16 protein-coding genes are annotated in these 15,395 nt (G+C 73.4%); 7 read left to right on the plus strand and 9 right to left on the minus strand.

All coding sequences use genetic code 11. The features are described from left to right. Positions 1-3: 3 nt before the first annotated feature. Entirely contained in the window at positions 4-531 is a 528-nt protein-coding gene (gene ilvN / locus VGP36_05625) for an acetolactate synthase small subunit (protein HEV7654203.1), read from the minus strand. Between the two features lie 2 nt (positions 532-533). Then, positions 534-2,294: an acetolactate synthase large subunit gene (locus VGP36_05630; GenBank protein HEV7654204.1), complete on the minus strand. Its 1,761-nt coding sequence runs from the start codon at positions 2,292-2,294 to the stop codon at positions 534-536. Positions 2,295-2,549: 255 nt separating this feature from the next. On the opposite strand from VGP36_05630, the gene VGP36_05635 reads away from it, so the two are divergent. Then, entirely contained in the window at positions 2,550-2,930 is a 381-nt protein-coding gene (locus VGP36_05635; protein ID HEV7654205.1) for a metalloregulator ArsR/SmtB family transcription factor, read from the plus strand. Beyond that, a complete protein-coding gene (locus VGP36_05640; protein ID HEV7654206.1) occupies positions 2,887-3,369 on the plus strand; it encodes an SRPBCC family protein in 483 nt (160 codons plus the stop codon). Before VGP36_05635 ends, VGP36_05640 begins: the two co-directional genes overlap by 44 nt. A 130-nt stretch (positions 3,370-3,499) precedes the next feature. Here VGP36_05640 and ilvD read toward each other — a convergent pair whose 3' ends face one another. After that, the gene (gene ilvD / locus VGP36_05645) at positions 3,500-5,197 is read right to left on the minus strand and encodes a dihydroxy-acid dehydratase (GenBank protein HEV7654207.1); all 1,698 of its coding nucleotides are present in this window, start codon (positions 5,195-5,197) and stop codon (positions 3,500-3,502) included. A gap of 65 nt (positions 5,198-5,262) precedes the next feature. Between ilvD and VGP36_05650 the strand changes: the two genes are divergently transcribed. Continuing rightward, positions 5,263-5,448, plus strand: coding sequence for a hypothetical protein (locus tag VGP36_05650; protein ID HEV7654208.1), 186 nt, complete (start codon positions 5,263-5,265; stop codon positions 5,446-5,448). Next, positions 5,445-5,831, plus strand: a complete 387-nt coding sequence (locus VGP36_05655) for a PH domain-containing protein (protein ID HEV7654209.1) — start codon at positions 5,445-5,447, stop codon at positions 5,829-5,831. The genes VGP36_05650 and VGP36_05655 overlap by 4 nt, the downstream gene beginning before the upstream one ends. Here VGP36_05655 and VGP36_05660 read toward each other — a convergent pair. Next, positions 5,825-6,745, minus strand: a complete 921-nt coding sequence (locus tag VGP36_05660) for a 2-hydroxyacid dehydrogenase (protein HEV7654210.1) — start codon at positions 6,743-6,745, stop codon at positions 5,825-5,827. The genes VGP36_05655 and VGP36_05660 overlap by 7 nt on opposite strands. A gap of 87 nt (positions 6,746-6,832) precedes the next feature. On the opposite strand from VGP36_05660, the gene VGP36_05665 reads away from it, so the two are divergent. The 3 genes from VGP36_05665 (at position 6,833) to VGP36_05675 (ending at position 9,807) form a co-directional block, all read left to right on the plus strand. Continuing rightward, positions 6,833-7,288 (plus strand): EAL domain-containing protein, encoded by a 456-nt coding sequence (locus VGP36_05665; protein ID HEV7654211.1) that lies wholly within the window; start codon positions 6,833-6,835, stop codon positions 7,286-7,288. Between the two features lie 137 nt (positions 7,289-7,425). Continuing rightward, positions 7,426-8,601: a PQQ-dependent sugar dehydrogenase gene (locus tag VGP36_05670; GenBank protein HEV7654212.1), complete on the plus strand. Its 1,176-nt coding sequence runs from the start codon at positions 7,426-7,428 to the stop codon at positions 8,599-8,601. A 12-nt stretch (positions 8,602-8,613) separates the two neighbouring features. After that, positions 8,614-9,807 carry a PQQ-dependent sugar dehydrogenase gene (locus VGP36_05675; GenBank protein HEV7654213.1) on the plus strand — a complete coding sequence of 398 codons (1,194 nt, stop codon included), beginning with the start codon at positions 8,614-8,616 and terminating at the stop codon, positions 9,805-9,807. Here the strand turns inward: VGP36_05675 and gatB are convergent. The 5 genes from gatB to VGP36_05700 are packed head-to-tail and all read right to left on the minus strand — an operon-like array spanning position 9,804 to position 15,392. Continuing rightward, a complete protein-coding gene (gene gatB / locus VGP36_05680) occupies positions 9,804-11,297 on the minus strand; it encodes an Asp-tRNA(Asn)/Glu-tRNA(Gln) amidotransferase subunit GatB (protein ID HEV7654214.1) in 1,494 nt (497 codons plus the stop codon). The two genes, VGP36_05675 and gatB, sit on opposite strands and share 4 nt — an antisense overlap. After that, entirely contained in the window at positions 11,294-12,751 is a 1,458-nt protein-coding gene (gene gatA, locus VGP36_05685) for an Asp-tRNA(Asn)/Glu-tRNA(Gln) amidotransferase subunit GatA (protein ID HEV7654215.1), read from the minus strand. Before gatA ends, gatB begins: the two co-directional genes overlap by 4 nt. A gap of 55 nt (positions 12,752-12,806) precedes the next feature. Beyond that, positions 12,807-13,115 (minus strand): Asp-tRNA(Asn)/Glu-tRNA(Gln) amidotransferase subunit GatC, encoded by a 309-nt coding sequence (gatC, locus tag VGP36_05690; protein ID HEV7654216.1) that lies wholly within the window; start codon positions 13,113-13,115, stop codon positions 12,807-12,809. Between the two features lie 55 nt (positions 13,116-13,170). Beyond that, positions 13,171-14,391 (minus strand): oligopeptide/dipeptide ABC transporter ATP-binding protein, encoded by a 1,221-nt coding sequence (locus tag VGP36_05695; protein HEV7654217.1) that lies wholly within the window; start codon positions 14,389-14,391, stop codon positions 13,171-13,173. Continuing rightward, a complete protein-coding gene (locus tag VGP36_05700) occupies positions 14,388-15,392 on the minus strand; it encodes an ABC transporter ATP-binding protein (GenBank protein ID HEV7654218.1) in 1,005 nt (334 codons plus the stop codon). Before VGP36_05700 ends, VGP36_05695 begins: the two co-directional genes overlap by 4 nt. Positions 15,393-15,395 lie beyond the last annotated feature (3 nt).

The following is a 15,395-nucleotide window of genomic DNA, read 5'->3' on the forward strand; positions in this document are numbered from 1 at the left end:
GGATCAGGCGGAGCGATCGAGCGAGCGCAGCGCGGTGCCGGTGATCGAGCGCGGGCCGCGGCCGACGGCGACCATGCCGGACTGGACCATCTCCCGCACCCCGTACGGCTCCAGCACCTTGAGCAGCGCGCTGAGCTTGTCCGCCGTGCCGGTCGCCTCGATCGTCACCGACTCGGTGCCGACGTCGACCACCTTGGCCCGGAACAGGGTGGCCACCTCGAGCACGGCGCTGCGGACGGCCACGTCGGCCCGGACCTTGACCAGCAGCAGCTCCCGCTGCACGGACTGGGCCGGGTCGAGCTCGACGATCTTGATGACGTTGATGAGCTTGTTCAGCTGCTTGGTGACCTGCTCCAGCGGCAGCTGGTCGACCACGACGACGATCGTCATCCGGGACATGTCCGGGTGCTCGGTCGGGCCGACCGCGAGCGACTCGATGTTGAACCCGCGCCGGCTGAACAGGCCCGACACCCGGGCCAGCACGCCGGGCTTGTTCTCCACCAGCACCGACAGCGTGTGATGAGTGCTCATGGTTAACCCTCGACCTCGTCCCAGACGGGCCGCACGCCGCGGGCGGCCATGATCTCGTCGTTGCTCGTACCGGCCGGCACCATCGGCCAGACCTGCGCGTCCTGCCCGACGATGAAGTCGATGACCACGGGTTGGTCGTCGATCTCCATCGCCTTCTCGATCGCGCCGTCCACGTCCTCCTTGGACTCCACCCGCAGGCCCACGCAGCCCAGCGCGTCGGCGAGCTTCACGAAGTCGGGGATGCGGTGCTTGTGGGTGCCGAGGTCGGTCTGGCTGTAGCGCTCGGAGTAGAAGAGGTTCTGCCACTGCCGGACCATGCCGAGGTTGCCGTTGTTGATGATGGCGACCTTGATCGGGATGCCCTCCAGCGCGCAGGTGGCCAGCTCCTGGTTGGTCATCTGGAAGCAGCCGTCGCCGTCGATCGCCCAGACGGTGGCCTCGGGCCGGCCCATCTTGGCGCCCATCGCGGCCGGGACCGAGTAGCCCATCGTGCCGGCGCCGCCGGAGTTCAGCCAGGTGTACGGGTTCTCGTACCGGATGAACTGGGCCGCCCACATCTGGTGCTGGCCGACGCCCGCGACGTACAGGGCCTCGGGACCGGCGATCCGGCCGAGCCGCTCGATGACGTACTGCGGGGCGAGGGAGCCGTCGCTGGGCCACTCGTAGCCCAGCGGGTACCGGGTGCGCCAGGCGTCGAGCTCGGCCCACCAGCCGGTGAGGTCGGCCCGGTGGCCGGCGTCGTACTCGCCCTGGACGGCCGCGATCAGCTGGATGATCACCTCGCGGCAGTCGCCCACGATCGGCACGTCCGCCATCCGGTTCTTGGAGATCTCGGCCGGGTCGATGTCGGCGTGGATGACCAGCGCGTGCGGCGCGAAGCTGTCCAGCTTGCCGGTGACGCGGTCGTCGAAGCGGGCGCCCAGCGTGATCAGCAGGTCGGACTTCTGCAGCGCGCTGACCGCGGAGACGGAGCCGTGCATGCCGGGCATGCCGAGGTGCTGCGGGTGGCTGTCCGGGAACGCGCCCTTGGCCATCAGCGTGGTGACCACCGGGATCCCGGTGAGCTCGGCCAGCCGGCGCAGCTCCGTGGCCGCGTGGGCCTTCAGCACGCCGCCGCCGACGTACAGGACCGGGCGCCTGGCCTCGGCGATCAGCCGGGCCGCCTCCCGGATCTGCTTGCCGTGCGGCTTGAGGACGGGGCGGTAGCCCGGCAGGTCCATCGTCGGCGGCCAGCCGAACGTGGTCTGCGCCTGCAGGATGTCCTTGGGCAGGTCGACCAGCACCGGGCCGGGGCGGCCGGTCAGCGCGATGTGGAACGCCTCGGCGATCGTCCGCGGGATGTCCGCGGCGTCCTTGACCAGGAAGTTGTGCTTCGTGATGGGAAGCGTGATGCCGCAGATGTCGGCTTCCTGGAAGGCGTCGGTGCCGATCGCGGCCGAGGGGACCTGCCCGGTGATCGCGACGATCGGCACCGAGTCCATGTACGCGTCGGCGATCGGGGTGACGAGGTTGGTCGCGCCCGGGCCCGAGGTCGCCATGCAGACCCCGACCTTGCCGGTGGCCTGCGCGTACCCCTCGGCGGCGTGGCCGGCACCCTGCTCGTGCCGGACCAGGACATGCCGGACGGCCGTGGAGTCGAACAGCGGGTCGTACGCCGGCAGGATGGCGCCGCCGGGGATGCCGAACACGACATCCGCGCCGACCGCCTCGAGCGAGTGCACGAGAGATTGGGCGCCGGTGGCCGGTCTATTGCTGTCTGTCATCGCTGCTGACCCCTCCGCGGGTCTCATGGCTGGGTTTGCCCAACAAAAAACCCCTCGTGCCGCGGGGCACTGAGGGGCTGCGCGTCGACCGGGAGGTCGGCGCGCTACGAAAGTACGAGGGTCAGGCTGGTGCTCACGGCTCCGGACGGTAGTCAGGGGTGGGCACCCCCGTCAACACGCATCCCACGTACTGGGATCGCCGTCTCGTTCGCGGCAACGACTTGACTCATAACCATATGGTTATATGATCTGGGCATGGCTCGGGCGGCGACCACGACGGACGCGTTCAACGCCGTCGCCGAGCCCCGCCGGCGGCAGCTGCTCGACGTCCTCACCGGCGGGGAGCGGTCGGTCTCCGACCTGGTCGACCGCCTGGGCCTGTCCCAGCCACTGGTGTCCAAGCACCTGCGGGTGCTGCGGGAGGTGGGGCTCGTGCAGGTCCGGGACGAGGGACGGCAGCGGCTCTACCGGCTCGACGCCGGGCCGCTGCGGTCGATCGTGGACTGGCTCGCGCCGTTCGAGCGGGCCATGGCGGAGCGGTTCGACCTGATGGACGACGTGATCCAGGAACTCAAGGCTCAGGAGGAATCCGATGGCGACAACGACCAACTCGGCGAAGGTCACCCTTCCCACTGACACCCAGATCCTCATCACCCGGGAGTTCGACGCGCCCAGGCACCTGGTGTGGAAGGCGTACACGACCCCGGAGCTGATCCGGCGCTGGTGGGCCGGCACCCACGGCACGGTCACCGCGGCCGAGGTCGACCTGCGGGTCGGCGGCAGCTGGCGGTACGTGCTGGTGACCCACGACGACTTCGAGGTCGCCTTCCACGGCGAGTACCGCGAGATCGACGCGCCCGGGCGGCTGGTCAACACCGAGATCTACGAGGGCGCGCCGGACGGGACGGGCGTCATCACCACGACCCTGACCGAGGCGGACGGGCGGACCACGCTCGCCCAGCTCTGCGACTACGGCGACCAGAAGATCCGCGACGCCGTGATCGACTCCGGCATGGAGGGCGGCATGCAGTCCTCGTTCGACGCGATGGAGCAGGTCGCGATCTCGCTCGCGTGAGCGGGTGCTGGTACGGGCGGCGGGTCCGGGATGCCCCACGCATCCCGGCCCGGCCGGGTCCGTGCCGACCCGGCGGCCGACCGGGGCAGGTCGCGTCCGGCCCCGGGCGGACCAACCCGCGCGGAGCTGCCTAGTCGCAGACGGCGCCGTGGGCGGCGGAGCCGACCAGGCGGGCGTACTTGCCGAGGGCGCCGGTCTCGTACCGGGGCGGGGGCAGCTTCCAGTCCGCCCGGCGGCGCTCCAGCTCGGCCGGGTCGACCAGCAGGTCGAGGGTGCGCGCCGACATGTCCAGCCGGATCCGGTCCCCGTCGGCGACGAGCGCGATCGGCCCGCCGTGGGAGGCCTCCGGGGCGACGTGCCCGATGCACGGGCCGGCCGTGGCCCCCGAGAACCGGCCGTCGGTGAGCAGCAGCGTGCTATCGCCCAGGCCGGCGCCCTTGATCGCGGCGGTGACGGCGAGCATCTCCCGCATGCCCGGGCCGCCGGCCGGCCCCTCGTACCGGATGACGACGGCGTCGCCCGGCTCGATGTGGCCGTTCACGACCGCGGCCATCGCGTCCTTCTCGTCGTCGAAGACCTTGGCGACGCCGTCGATGACGGTGGACTCGAACGACGCGCTCTTCACGACCGCGCCCTCGGGCGCGAGCGAGCCGCGCAGGATGGTGAGCCCGCCGGTGCGGTGGATCGGCTCGGACAGCGCTCGGATGATCTTGCCGTCGGGGTCCGGCGGCGCGATCGCGTCCAGCTCCTCCCCCAGCGTCTTCCCGGAGACGGTGAGCGTGTCGCCGTGCAGCACGCCGGCGTCCAGCAGCGCGCGCAGCACCACCGGGATGCCGCCGATGCGGTCGACGTCGGCCATGACGTACCGGCCGAAGGGCTTGACGTCGGCCAGGTGCGGGGTGCGGTCGCCGACCCGGTTGAAGTCCTCCAGGGTCAGCTCCACCCGGGCCTCGTGCGCGATCGCCAGCAGGTGCAGCACCGCGTTGGTGGAGCCGCCGACCGCCATCACCACCGCGATCGCGTTCTCGAACGCCTCCTTGGTGAGGATCTTGCGGGCGGTGATCCCGGCGTCGAGCTGGGCGATCACCGCCTCGCCGCTGCGGACCGCGAGACCGTCCCGGCGGCGGTCGACCGCGGGCGGGGAGGCCGAGCCGATCAGCGCCATGCCCATCGCCTCGGCCGCGGCCGCCATCGTGTTGGCCGTGTACATGCCGGCGCAGGAGCCCTCGCCCGGGCAGGCGTGCCGCTCGATGTCGTCCAGCTCGGCCCGGGTGATCCGGCCCACCGCGCAGGCCCCGACCCCCTCGAACGCGTCCAGGATGGACAGGTCCTTGTCCCCCAGCCGGCCCGGCAGGATCGTGCCGCCGTAGAGGAAGCAGGACGCGAGGTCCATCCGGGCCGCGGCCATCAGCATGCCCGGCAGCGACTTGTCGCAGCCGGCCAGCAGGACCATGCCGTCCATCCGCTCGGCGTGCACCATCAGCTCGACCGAGTCCGCGATCACCTCGCGGGAGACCAGCGAGGCCCGCATTCCCTCGTGGCCCATCGAGATGCCGTCGGAGACGGCGATCGTGGTGAACTCCATCGGGTAGCCGCCGGCGGCCCGGACGCCCTCCTTGGCCCGCTTGGCCAGCCGGTCCAGCGGCAGGTTGCACGGGGTCACCTCGTTCCAGGACGAGGCGACGGCGATCTGGGGCTTGGCGAAGTCCTCGTCGTCCATCCCTACGGCCCGCAGCATGGCCCGCGCGGGGGCCCGCTCCATACCGTCGGTGACCTCGCTGCTGCGGGGCTTCGGGTGTGCCTGCGGCCGGCCCGGTGCGTCGCTCACGACTGCGCACGCTACCCCCGCCGTGCCCCCGGACGTTCTCAGGTTCGGTGCGGGAGGATATGAACGTGAGTGAGTACGTCGCCCCGCCCGGTTACGCGGTCGTCGCCCCCGATTGGGACCGCGAGCTGCGCCGGCCGGTGCTGCTGCGCTGTGACCGCTGCGCCGCGCTGGTGCTCGGAGCCGGGGACTCCGACCGGCACGACGCCTGGCACGAGAGCCTGGTGCCGCGGGCGCGGGTGACCCCGGCATGAGCGGCCCGGCGCTGCGCATCCGGATCCCGCGGATCAACCTGTTCGCCGTCGGGGTCGCCGCCATCTGCACGCTGCCGCTGGCGTTCGCGTCGCCCTGGCTGGCGATCCTCTGGCTGCTGCCGATCGCCGGGCTGGTGCACGTGCTGCGGACCGGGGTGGACGCCGACGCCGCCGGCGTGACCGCGCACACCCTGCTGCGCTCGCGCCGGCTGTCCTGGGACGACATCGCCGGGCTACGGATCCGGCGCGGCCGGATCGGCGCGGTGCTGCGCAACGGGACCGCGGTGCGGCTGCCGGTGCTGCGGGCCCGGCACCTCTCGCTGCTCTCGGCCGCCAGCGGGGGCCGGCTGCCCGACCCGACCGCGGGGGCGCCGGCTCAGTAGCCGTTCTCGACCACGTTCTGCAGCGGTTCGCCGGCCGCCCAGCGGCCCAGCTGGGCCCGCACCAGCGCGTACGCGCGGGCCGGGAAGCCGCGGACCGCCCCGCCGACGTGCGGGGTGAGCAGCAGGTTCGGCGCGTCCCAGAGCGGGTGGTCGGCCGGCAGCGGCTCCGGGTCGGTGACGTCCACGGCGGCCCGCAGCCGGCCGCTGGTCAGCTCGGCCAGCAGCGCGTCGGTGACGGTGACCGGCCCGCGGGCGGCGTTGACGAACAGCGCGCCGTCGCGCATCCGGGCCAGGAACGCCGCGTCGACCAGCCCTCGGGTGGCGTCGGTGAGCGGGACGACGACCACGACCACGTCGTGCTCGGGCAGCAGCGCCGGCAGCTCGTCCACGCCGTGCGCGTCGGGCCGGGCCCGGCGGGCGACCATCGTGACGGCGGTGTCGAAGGGCAGCAGCCGGCTCCGGATGGACTCGCCGACGTCGCCGGCCCCGACGATCAGCACCCGCTTGCCGGCCAGCTCGTCGGTGTACTTCTGGTCCCAGAAGTTTCGCTCCTGGTTGCGGACGAACTCGGGGAAGTTCCGCAGCACGGAGAGCACGGCGGTCAGCACCCACTCCGAGGTCGACCCGCCGTGCACGCCGCGGGCGTCGCAGAGGGTCACCCCGGGCGGCACCAGCCCGAAGAACGAGTCCGCGCCGGCCGTGGTCAGCTGGACGACCTCCAGCTTCGGCAGCGCCGCGATCTGCCGGTCGATCCCGTCCCGGCCCAGGTACTGCGGGACCCAGAAGCCGGCCTCGGCCGCTTCCGGCGGCGGGTCGTCGGCCGGGGCCCAGAGCGCGACGGTGACCCCGTCCGGCGGCGGTCCCAGCAATTGGCGACCTTGCTCGGTGGGCAGGAGGGCGACACGGCTCGGCACGGGTGCGAGCGTAGATCTTCGGGGTCCGGGTCCGGCAGGCGCGGTTCTGCCAGCGCATTCTGTGACAGAGGGTTACGCTGGGCTACGGTGTGTCGGGAAGGGGGACCGTGCGCCGATTTCTGCCGTGGGCAGCCTGGCTGCCGTACCCGTCCGGTCGCGCTCACCGACGAGGGCCGGGCCCGTGCCACCGGCGCCCGGCTGCACGAGATGGGCGTGTTCGTCGCGCTGGACGACTACGGCACCGGCCGCTCCTCGGTCGCGCTGCTGCGCCAGCTGCCGGTCGACCAGCTCAAGCTGGACGGCGGGCTGGTGGGCGCGATCGTCGAGGACGGGCGGGCCCGGGCGATCGTCCGGCACACCGTGCTGATGGCGCACGCGCTGCACATCCAGGTCGTGGCCAAGGGGGTCGAGAACGCCGCGACGCTGGAGCTGGTCGACGAGCTCGGCTGCGACCACGCGCAGGGGTTCCTGCTGGCCGCGCCGATGCCGGGCGAGGAGCTGACCGGCTGGCTGGCCGCCCGGCGGACGCCCGTGCACGACTGAGCCGGGGCCCGGTTCACGGGCCGGGGCCTGGTTCACGGGGCCCGGGGGTCTGGTTCACGGGCCCGGGGGTCTGGTTCACGGGGCCCGGCGGGTCTGGTTCACGGGTAGCACACAGTGGGCCGGGGAAACTGGACTGCATGAGGCGTACCGGGCGCGCGCTGATCGCGGTACTGGCGCTGCTGCTGCTGACCAGCTGCGCCGCCGCCGCCGACGCGTTGCGCCCGGACCCGACCTGGGTGCCGCAGCCGCAAGGACCGCCGCCGGCCGACCTGCCCCAGCCCGACCAGGGCCAGAGCTCGGCCGCGCCCGGCCGGCCCGGGCAGACCGACGGGCCGGAGGCCGGCGCCGAGGACGACCCGAACGTCGTCGCCACCAACCTGACCCTGCCCTGGGGCCTGGCCGTGCTGCCGGACGGCACCGCGCTGGTCGGCGAGCGGACCACCGGCCGGCTGCTGATCGTGCAGCCGCAGCGGGCCCCGGCGAAGCCGGTCATGACCGTCCCCGGGCTGGACGGGACCGGCGACGGCGGCCTGCTCGGGCTGGCGCTGTCGCCGAACTATGCACAGGACCAGCTCATCTATGCGTACGTGACGACGAAGACCGACAACCGGGTGGTCCGCTTCGCGCTGCGCGGCGCGGTCACCCCGGTGCTCACCGGCATCCCGAAGGGGCGCACCGGCAACGGCGGGCGGATCACGTTCGGCTCGGACGGGACGCTGTTCGTCGGCACCGGCGACGCCGGCCGGCCCGCGCTGTCCGCCGACCGGCGCAGCCTGGCCGGCAAGGTGCTGCGGGTGACCACGTTCGGCCGGCCCGCCGCGACCAACCCGGACCCGGCCTCCCCGGTCTACTCGATCGGGCACGGCGACATCGCCGGGCTCTGCCTGACCGGGACCGACCAGGTGTACACGACCGAGCCCGGCCGCTCCCTGGACGAGGTCAACCGGGTCGAGCGGGGCCGGGACTACGGCGCGCCGAACGGGACCCGGACCGGTGCGGCCGAGCCGGACCGGACGGTGCCGGCGGCGACCGGCGGGGTCGGCGGCTGCGCGGTCATCGAGCGCGGCCTGTTCGTCACCTCGACCACCGGCCAGCGGCTGTACGCGCTGCCCCTGGACGACTCCGGCCACCTCGGCCCGCCGGCCGACTACCTCGCCGGGGCGTACGGGCGGCTGCGGACGGTCGTCGCGGGCCCGGACGGCGCGCTCTGGCTGACCACCTCGAACAAGGACGGTGCCGGCAAGCCGACCCCGCAGGACGACCGGGTCATCCGGATCCTGCCGCCGGCGGGCAGCACCAACTCCCCGGCCTGAGGAGGCGTACGGATGACCGCACACGTTCCGACCCTCCGCTCCCGCCGGCAGGCCCGGGCCCCGCTCACGGGCGATCAGGGCGGGTCCCGGCCGGCCCGGGGACGCGGCCGCGGCGTGGCCGTGTTCGTCGCGGCGCTGAGCGCGGCCGGGCTGGCGGCCTGCTCGTCGGACCAGCCGGCCGCGGACGGGACCCCGTCGGCGACCCGGGCCTCCTCGGCGGCCGGCGGCGGCTCTTCGGCCAGCGGTTCGGCGGCGCCGGCCGGGCAGGTCAGCGTGATCGCGTCCAGGCTGGAGGCGCCCTGGGGCATCGCGTTCCTGCCCGACGGCGACGCGCTGGTGACCGAGCGGGACTCGGCCCGGATCCTGCGGGTGCCGGCCGGGGGTGGCGATCCGGCCGAGGTGCAGACGCTGTCCGAAGTGGACGGTGACGGCGAGGGCGGCCTGCTCGGCATCGCCGTCTCCCCGACGTACGCCGACGACCAGACCGTGTTCGTCTACTACTCGACCGCGGACGACAACCGGATCGCCACGCTGCGGCTGGGCCAGTCGCCGCAGCCGATCGTCACCGGCATCCCGCGCTCGGGCATCCACAACGGCGGCCGGCTCGTCTTCGGCCCCGACGGCTACCTGTACGCGGGGACCGGCGACGCCTCCAGCAGCGGCCGGTCCCAGGACACGAACTCCCTCGGCGGCAAGATCCTGCGGATGACCGCCGACGGCAAGCCCGCGCCGGGCAACCCGTTCGGCAACCTGGTCTGGACGTACGGGCACCGCAACGTGCAGGGGCTCGTCTTCGACTCGGCCGGGCGGCTGTGGGCGAGCGAGTTCGGGCAGAACCGCTTCGACGAGGTCAACCTCATCCAGCGGGGCAAGAACTACGGCTGGCCGACGGTCGAGGGCGCCACGGACGACCCGCGCTTCCAGGCCCCGCTGGTGACCTGGCCGACCTCGGACGCCTCCCCCAGCGGCGTCACGATCGCCGGCTCCACGCTGTACGTGGCGGCGCTGCGGGGCGAGCGGCTCTGGGAGGTGCCGCTGCAGGGCGACCGGACCGGGACGCCGCGAGCCGCCCTGCAGGACGAGTACGGCCGGCTGCGCGCGGTCCAGGTCGCCCCGGACGGCTCGCTCTGGATCCTCACGTCCAACCGGGACGGCCGCGGCGACCCGACCGGCGACGACGACCGCATCCTGCGGATGACGGTCTAACTCAGCTTCTGCAGGATCAGCTCGCGGACCGTCGCCGCGTCGGCCTGGCCGCGGGTCGCCTTCATGACCGCGCCGACCAGCGCACCCGCCGCCGCGACCTTGCCGCCGCGGATCTTCTCGGCCACGTCCGGCTGGGCGGCGATCGCCGCGTCCACCGCCGCGCCGAGAGCGTCCACATCGGACACCCGCTGCAGGCCGCGCTCGGCCACCACGGTGTCCACGTCGGAGCCGGTCTCCAGCACGCCGTCGACGGCCTGCCGGGCCAGCCCGGTGGACAACGTCCCGGCGTCGACGAGCGCGATCACCCGGGCCACCTGGGCCGGCGTGATCGCGAGGTCGGCCGCGTCGACCCCGGCCTCGTTCGCCTTCTGGGCCAGGTAACCCAGCCACCAGTTGCGGGCCTCGGCCCCCGGCGCCCCGGCCGCGGTGGTCGCCGCGACCTGCTCGACCACGCCCGCGTTCGTCATCGACTCCATCTCGAAGTCGGTCGCGCCCAGCTCGGCCGCCAGCCGGGCCCGGCGCTGCGCCGGCAGCTCCGGCAGGGTCGCCCGCAGCCGCTGCACCCAGTCCGCGTCCGGCGCCAGCGGCACCAGGTCGGGCTCCGGGAAGTAGCGGTAGTCGGTGGCCTCCTCCTTGCTGCGGCCGGACGTGGTGGCACCGGTGTCCTCGTGGAAGTGCCGGGTCTCCTGCACGATCCGCTCGCCGGCATCCAGCCGCCCGGCCTGCCGGCCCATCTCGAACCGGATCGCCCGCTCCACCGACCGCAGCGAGTTGACGTTCTTGGTCTCGCTGCGGGTGCCGAGGATGCCGGAGCCGGCCGGCGACAGCGACAGGTTCACGTCGCAGCGCAGCGAGCCCTGCTCCATCCGGACGTCGGAGACGCCGAGCCCGCGCAGCACCTCGCGCAGCTCGGTCACGTACGCCTTGCCGACGACCGGGGCGGATGCGCCGGTGCCGAAGACCGGGCGGGTGACGATCTCGACCAGCGGGATGCCGGCCCGGTTGTAGTCCACCAGCGAGTGGTCGGCGCCATGGATCCGACCGGTGGCGCCGCCGACGTGCAGCGACTTGCCGGTGTCCTCCTCCAGGTGCACCCGCTCGATGTCGACCCGGACCTGCTTGCCGTCGACCATCACGTCGAGGTAGCCGTCGGTGCACAGCGGCTCGTCGTACTGGCTGATCTGGAAGTCCTTCGGCATGTCCGGGTAGAAGTAGTTCTTCCGGGCGAACCGGCACCAGGACGCGATGTCGCAGTGCAGCGCGAGTCCGATGCGGATGGTGGACTCGATCGCGGCCGCGTTCGCGACCGGCAGCGAGCCGGGCAGGCCGAGGCAGACCGGGCAGACCTGGGTGTTCGGCTCGGCGCCGAACGTCGTCGGGCAGCCGCAGAACATCTTCGACGCGGTGCCCAGTTCGACGTGCGTCTCCAGACCGATCACCGGGTCGTACCGGACGGCAATGTCCTCAGTGGACTCTGCAATGGCAGTCACAGCGCCGGAGCCTCCTGGGTCAGCGGGTGCCCGTGGTCGGCCTCCAGCGCGGCGGCGACCCGGTAGCAGCGGTCGTCGGCCAGCGCCGGCGCCATCACCTGCAGCCCGACCGGCAGACCCTCCGACAGTCCACTCGGGACGGAGATGGCCGGGATGCCGGCGAGCGAGGCGGGCAACGTGCAGAGATCGGCCGCGTACATGGCCAGCGGGTCGTTCGCGCGGGCGCCGAGCGGGAACGCGACGGTCGGCGTGGACGGCGAGACCAGCACGTCCGCGTTCGCGAAGGCGGCCTCGAAGTCCCGGCCGATCAGCGTCCGGACCTTCTGGGCCTGGCCGTAGTAGGCGTCGTAGTAGCCGGAGGACAACGCGTACGTCCCCAGGATGATGCGGCGCTTGACCTCGGGCCCGAAGCCGGCCTCCCGGGTCAGCGACATGACCTCCTCCAGCGACCGGACCCCGTCGTCGCCGACGCGCAGGCCGTAGCGGACCGCGTCGAAGCGGGCCAGGTTGGAGGAGCACTCGCTGGGGGCGATGAGGTAGTACGCCGGCAAGGCGTACGCGAAGCTCGGGCAGGAGACCTCGTGCACGGTCGCGCCGAGCTTCTCCAGCCGGGCCAGCGCGTCCCGGGTGGCGGCCTCGACGCCGGGCTCGTAGCCCTCGCCGGACAGCTCCTTGACCACCGCGACCCGCAGCCCGGTCAGGTCGCCGCTCGCGCCCTGCCGGGCGGCGGCGACCACCGGCGGCACCGGCGCGTCGATCGACGTCGAGTCGCAGGGGTCGTGCCCGGCCATCACCTCGTGCAGCAGGGCCGCGTCCAGCACGGTCCGGGCGAACGGGCCGGCCTGGTCCAGCGAGGACGAGAACGCGACCAGCCCGTAGCGGGAGACGCCGCCGTAGGTCGGCTTGTGCCCGACCAGGCCGGTGACCGCGGCCGGCTGCCGGATCGAGCCGCCGGTGTCGGTGCCGATGCCCAGCGGCGCGGTGAACGCGGCCACCGCGGCCGAGGATCCGCCGGACGAACCGCCCGGGATCCGGTCCAGGTCCCAGGGGTTGTGACTCGGCCCGTAGGCGGAGTTCTCGGTGGAGGAGCCCATCGCGAACTCGTCCATGTTGGTCTTGCCCAGGATGACGATGCCGGCCTGGCGCAGCCTCGTCGTCACCGTCGCGTCGTACGGCGGGATCCAGCCCTCGAGGATCTTGGAGCCGACCGTCGTCGGGATGCCGCGGGTGACGATGACGTCCTTGAGCGCCAGCGGGACGCCGGCGAGCGGGCCCTTCGGGCCTTGGTCCGCGTCCACCGCGCGGGCCGCCGCCAGCGCGCCCCCGGTGTCGACGTGCAGGTAGGCGTGCACGCGGTCGTCGACCGCGGCGATCCGGTCCAGGTGGGCCTGGGTGACCTCGACGGCGCTGGTCTCGCCGGCCGCGATCGCGGCCCCGAGCTCGGCCGCGGTCATGCTCGTCAGCTCCACTGTGCCCACTCCCGCTCGCCCTGCGAACCCTCGCGCTCGCTCATGCTTCCTCGTCCAGGATGCGCGGGACCCGGAAGCGGCCGTCCTCCGCGGCGGGCGCGGCGGCGAGCACCTCGTCCCGGTCCAGGCAGGGGATGACCACGTCGGGACGCAGCACGTTGGTCAGCGGCACCGCGTGCGACGTCGGCGGGATGTCGGCGGCGGCGACCTCCTGGACCCGGGCCACCGATCCGAGGATCACGTCGAGCTGGCCGGCGAAGACGTCCAGCTCCGCGTCGGAGACGGCGAGGCGGGCCAGCCGGGCGAGGTGAGCGACCTCGTCCCGGGTGATCCCAGGGGACTCGGGCATGCGGGCGAGTGTACGGCGAGCCGCTCCGCCGCCCCGACCCGGTTTCCCCGACGGGTCAGGAGACGATCGCCTCGGCCTTGGGGCGGATCTCGCCGGAGTCGATCTGTTCGGCGTAGTGGCAGGCGACGACGTGGTCGGGCCGGACCTCGCGCAGCACCGGCACCTCGTCGGCGCAGCGGGTCTCCTGCACCCACGGGCAGCGGGTGCGGAACCGGCAGCCCGAGGGCGGGTTGGCCGGGGACGGCAGGTCGCCGGAGAGCAGGATCCGTTGCCGGCTGTCCTCCAGGTCCGGGTCCGGGATCGGCACCGCCGACATCAACGCCCGCGTGTACGGGTGCAGCGGCTCGGTGTAGAGCAGGTGGGAGGAGGTCTGCTCGACGACGACGCCGAGATACATCACCCCGACGACGTCGGCGATGTGCCGGACCACGGCCAGGTCGTGCGCGATGACGAGATAGGTCAGGCCGAGCCGGTCCTGCAGCTCCTCCAGCAGGTTGACGATCTGGGCCTGGATCGAGACGTCCAGTGCGGACACCGGCTCGTCGGCGACGATGAGCTCCGGCTCCAGCGCGATCGCCCGGGCGATGCCGATGCGCTGCCGCTGGCCGCCGGAGAACTCGTGCGGGTAGCGGGGCAGCGCGGTCTGCGGCAGCCCGACCGTGTCCAGCAGTTCCCGGACCCGGGCCTGCCGGGCGGCCGCGCCCTTGACCACATCGTGGGTCTGCAGCGGCTCGGACAGGATCGACTCGATGTTCTGCCGCGGATCCAGCGAGGACAGCGGGTCCTGGAAGACCATCTGCATCTTGCGGCGCTGCCGGCGCAGCTGCTCGCCCTTGAGCGCGAGCACGTCGACACCGTCCACGGTCACCGAGCCGGCGGTCGGCTCGACCAGCCGCAGCAGCGCCCGGCCGAGCGTGGACTTGCCGCAGCCCGACTCCCCCACCAGCCCGTACGTCCCGCCGCGGGGCAGGTCGAGGTCGACGCCGTCGACGGCCCGGACGTGCCCGATCGTACGGTCGAAGAAGAGACCGCGGCGGATCGGGAAGTGCACCTGCAGGCCGCGGGCGGACAGCAGCACGTCCGCGGCCTCGCCGGCCCGCGCGGCGCCCTCGGCCGCCGTGGTGCCGACCGGTCCCTGGGTCTCGGGGTCGGCGCCGCGGCTGGGCTCGACGTCGCGCCGGCGCTCCATCGCGCGCTCGGCGTCGCCGAGCCAGTCCCGCTCGCCGTCGCCCGCGTCGGTCCCGCTGGCCGCCTGCCGTCCGTCCGGTCCGGTCACCGGCGCCCCTCCGCCCCGATGGCCGCGGCTTCCTCGGCCGGGACCGGGTTGTGGCAGCGCAGCCAGCGAGGACCGTCCGGCTCCAGCTCCGGCGTCACCGTGGTGCACACCTCCAGCTTCCGGGAGCAGCGCGGCGCGAACGCGCAGGCCGACGGCCACGGCAGCGTGTCCGTCGGGGATCCGGGGATCGGCTGCAGCGGGGATCCTTCCACGGAATCGAGCCGCGGGATCGACCCCAGCAGCCCGGTCGTGTACGGGTGCCGCGGCGAGACGAACAGCGTCCGCCGGTCGGCCTCCTCGACGATGCGCCCCGAGTACATGACGTTGACCCGGTCGCAGAGGCCGGCGACGACGCCGAGGTCGTGGGTGATGAGCACCAGCGCGGTGCCCTGCTCCCGGACCAGCTCCTTGAGCAGCTCCAGGATCTGGGCCTGGATCGTGACGTCCAGCGCGGTGGTGGGCTCGTCCGCGATCAACAGCTTCGGCCGGCAGGCCACCGCCATCGCGATCAGCGCGCGCTGCCGCATGCCGCCGGAGAGCTGGTGCGGATACTCCTTCAGCCGCCGGTCCGGGTCCGGGATGCCGACCAGCGCGAGCAGGTCGACGGCCTCCTTGCGGGCGGCGGCGCCGTTCATCTTGCGGTGCCGGACCAGCACCTCGGTGACCTGGACGCCGATCGGCACCACCGGGTTCAGCGAGGACAGCGGGTCCTGGAAGACCATCGCGATCTCCCGGCCACGCAGGTCGCGCAGGGCGTCCTGGCGCAGGCCCAGCAGCTCCTTGCCCTCGAACTCGACCTTCCCGCCGATCCGTACGCCCCGGCGCGGCAGCAGGCCCATCACCGCCAGCGAGGTGACCGACTTGCCGGAACCGGACTCGCCGACCAGGCCGAGGGTCCGGCCGGAGTCGACGGAGAAGGAGACGCCGTCGACCGCGCGCACGTCCCGCCGGCCGCGCCGGGTGAAGGTGACAGCCAGGTCCGTCACCTCGAGCAGGCTCATGCC

This window comes from Mycobacteriales bacterium (assembly GCA_035995165.1).
Lineage (GTDB): Bacteria > Actinomycetota > Actinomycetes > Mycobacteriales > CADCTP01 > CADCTP01.

What these genes read in the sequence shown, in the direction of transcription:
- ilvN (HEV7654203.1), bottom strand. Translation starts at nt 531, where the DNA reads ATGAGCACTCATCACACGCTGTCGGTGCTGGTGGAGAACAAGCCCGGC.
- VGP36_05630 (HEV7654204.1), bottom strand. Translation starts at nt 2,294, where the DNA reads ATGACAGACAGCAATAGACCGGCCACCGGCGCCCAATCTCTCGTGCAC.
- VGP36_05635 (HEV7654205.1), top strand. Translation starts at nt 2,550, where the DNA reads ATGGCTCGGGCGGCGACCACGACGGACGCGTTCAACGCCGTCGCCGAG.
- VGP36_05640 (HEV7654206.1), top strand. Translation starts at nt 2,887, where the DNA reads ATGGCGACAACGACCAACTCGGCGAAGGTCACCCTTCCCACTGACACC.
- VGP36_05655 (HEV7654209.1), top strand. Translation starts at nt 5,445, where the DNA reads ATGAGCGGCCCGGCGCTGCGCATCCGGATCCCGCGGATCAACCTGTTC.
- VGP36_05670 (HEV7654212.1), top strand. Translation starts at nt 7,426, where the DNA reads ATGAGGCGTACCGGGCGCGCGCTGATCGCGGTACTGGCGCTGCTGCTG.
- VGP36_05675 (HEV7654213.1), top strand. Translation starts at nt 8,614, where the DNA reads ATGACCGCACACGTTCCGACCCTCCGCTCCCGCCGGCAGGCCCGGGCC.
- gatA (HEV7654215.1), bottom strand. Translation starts at nt 12,751, where the DNA reads ATGACCGCGGCCGAGCTCGGGGCCGCGATCGCGGCCGGCGAGACCAGC.
- gatC (HEV7654216.1), bottom strand. Translation starts at nt 13,115, where the DNA reads ATGCCCGAGTCCCCTGGGATCACCCGGGACGAGGTCGCTCACCTCGCC.
- VGP36_05700 (HEV7654218.1), bottom strand. Translation starts at nt 15,392, where the DNA reads ATGAGCCTGCTCGAGGTGACGGACCTGGCTGTCACCTTCACCCGGCGC.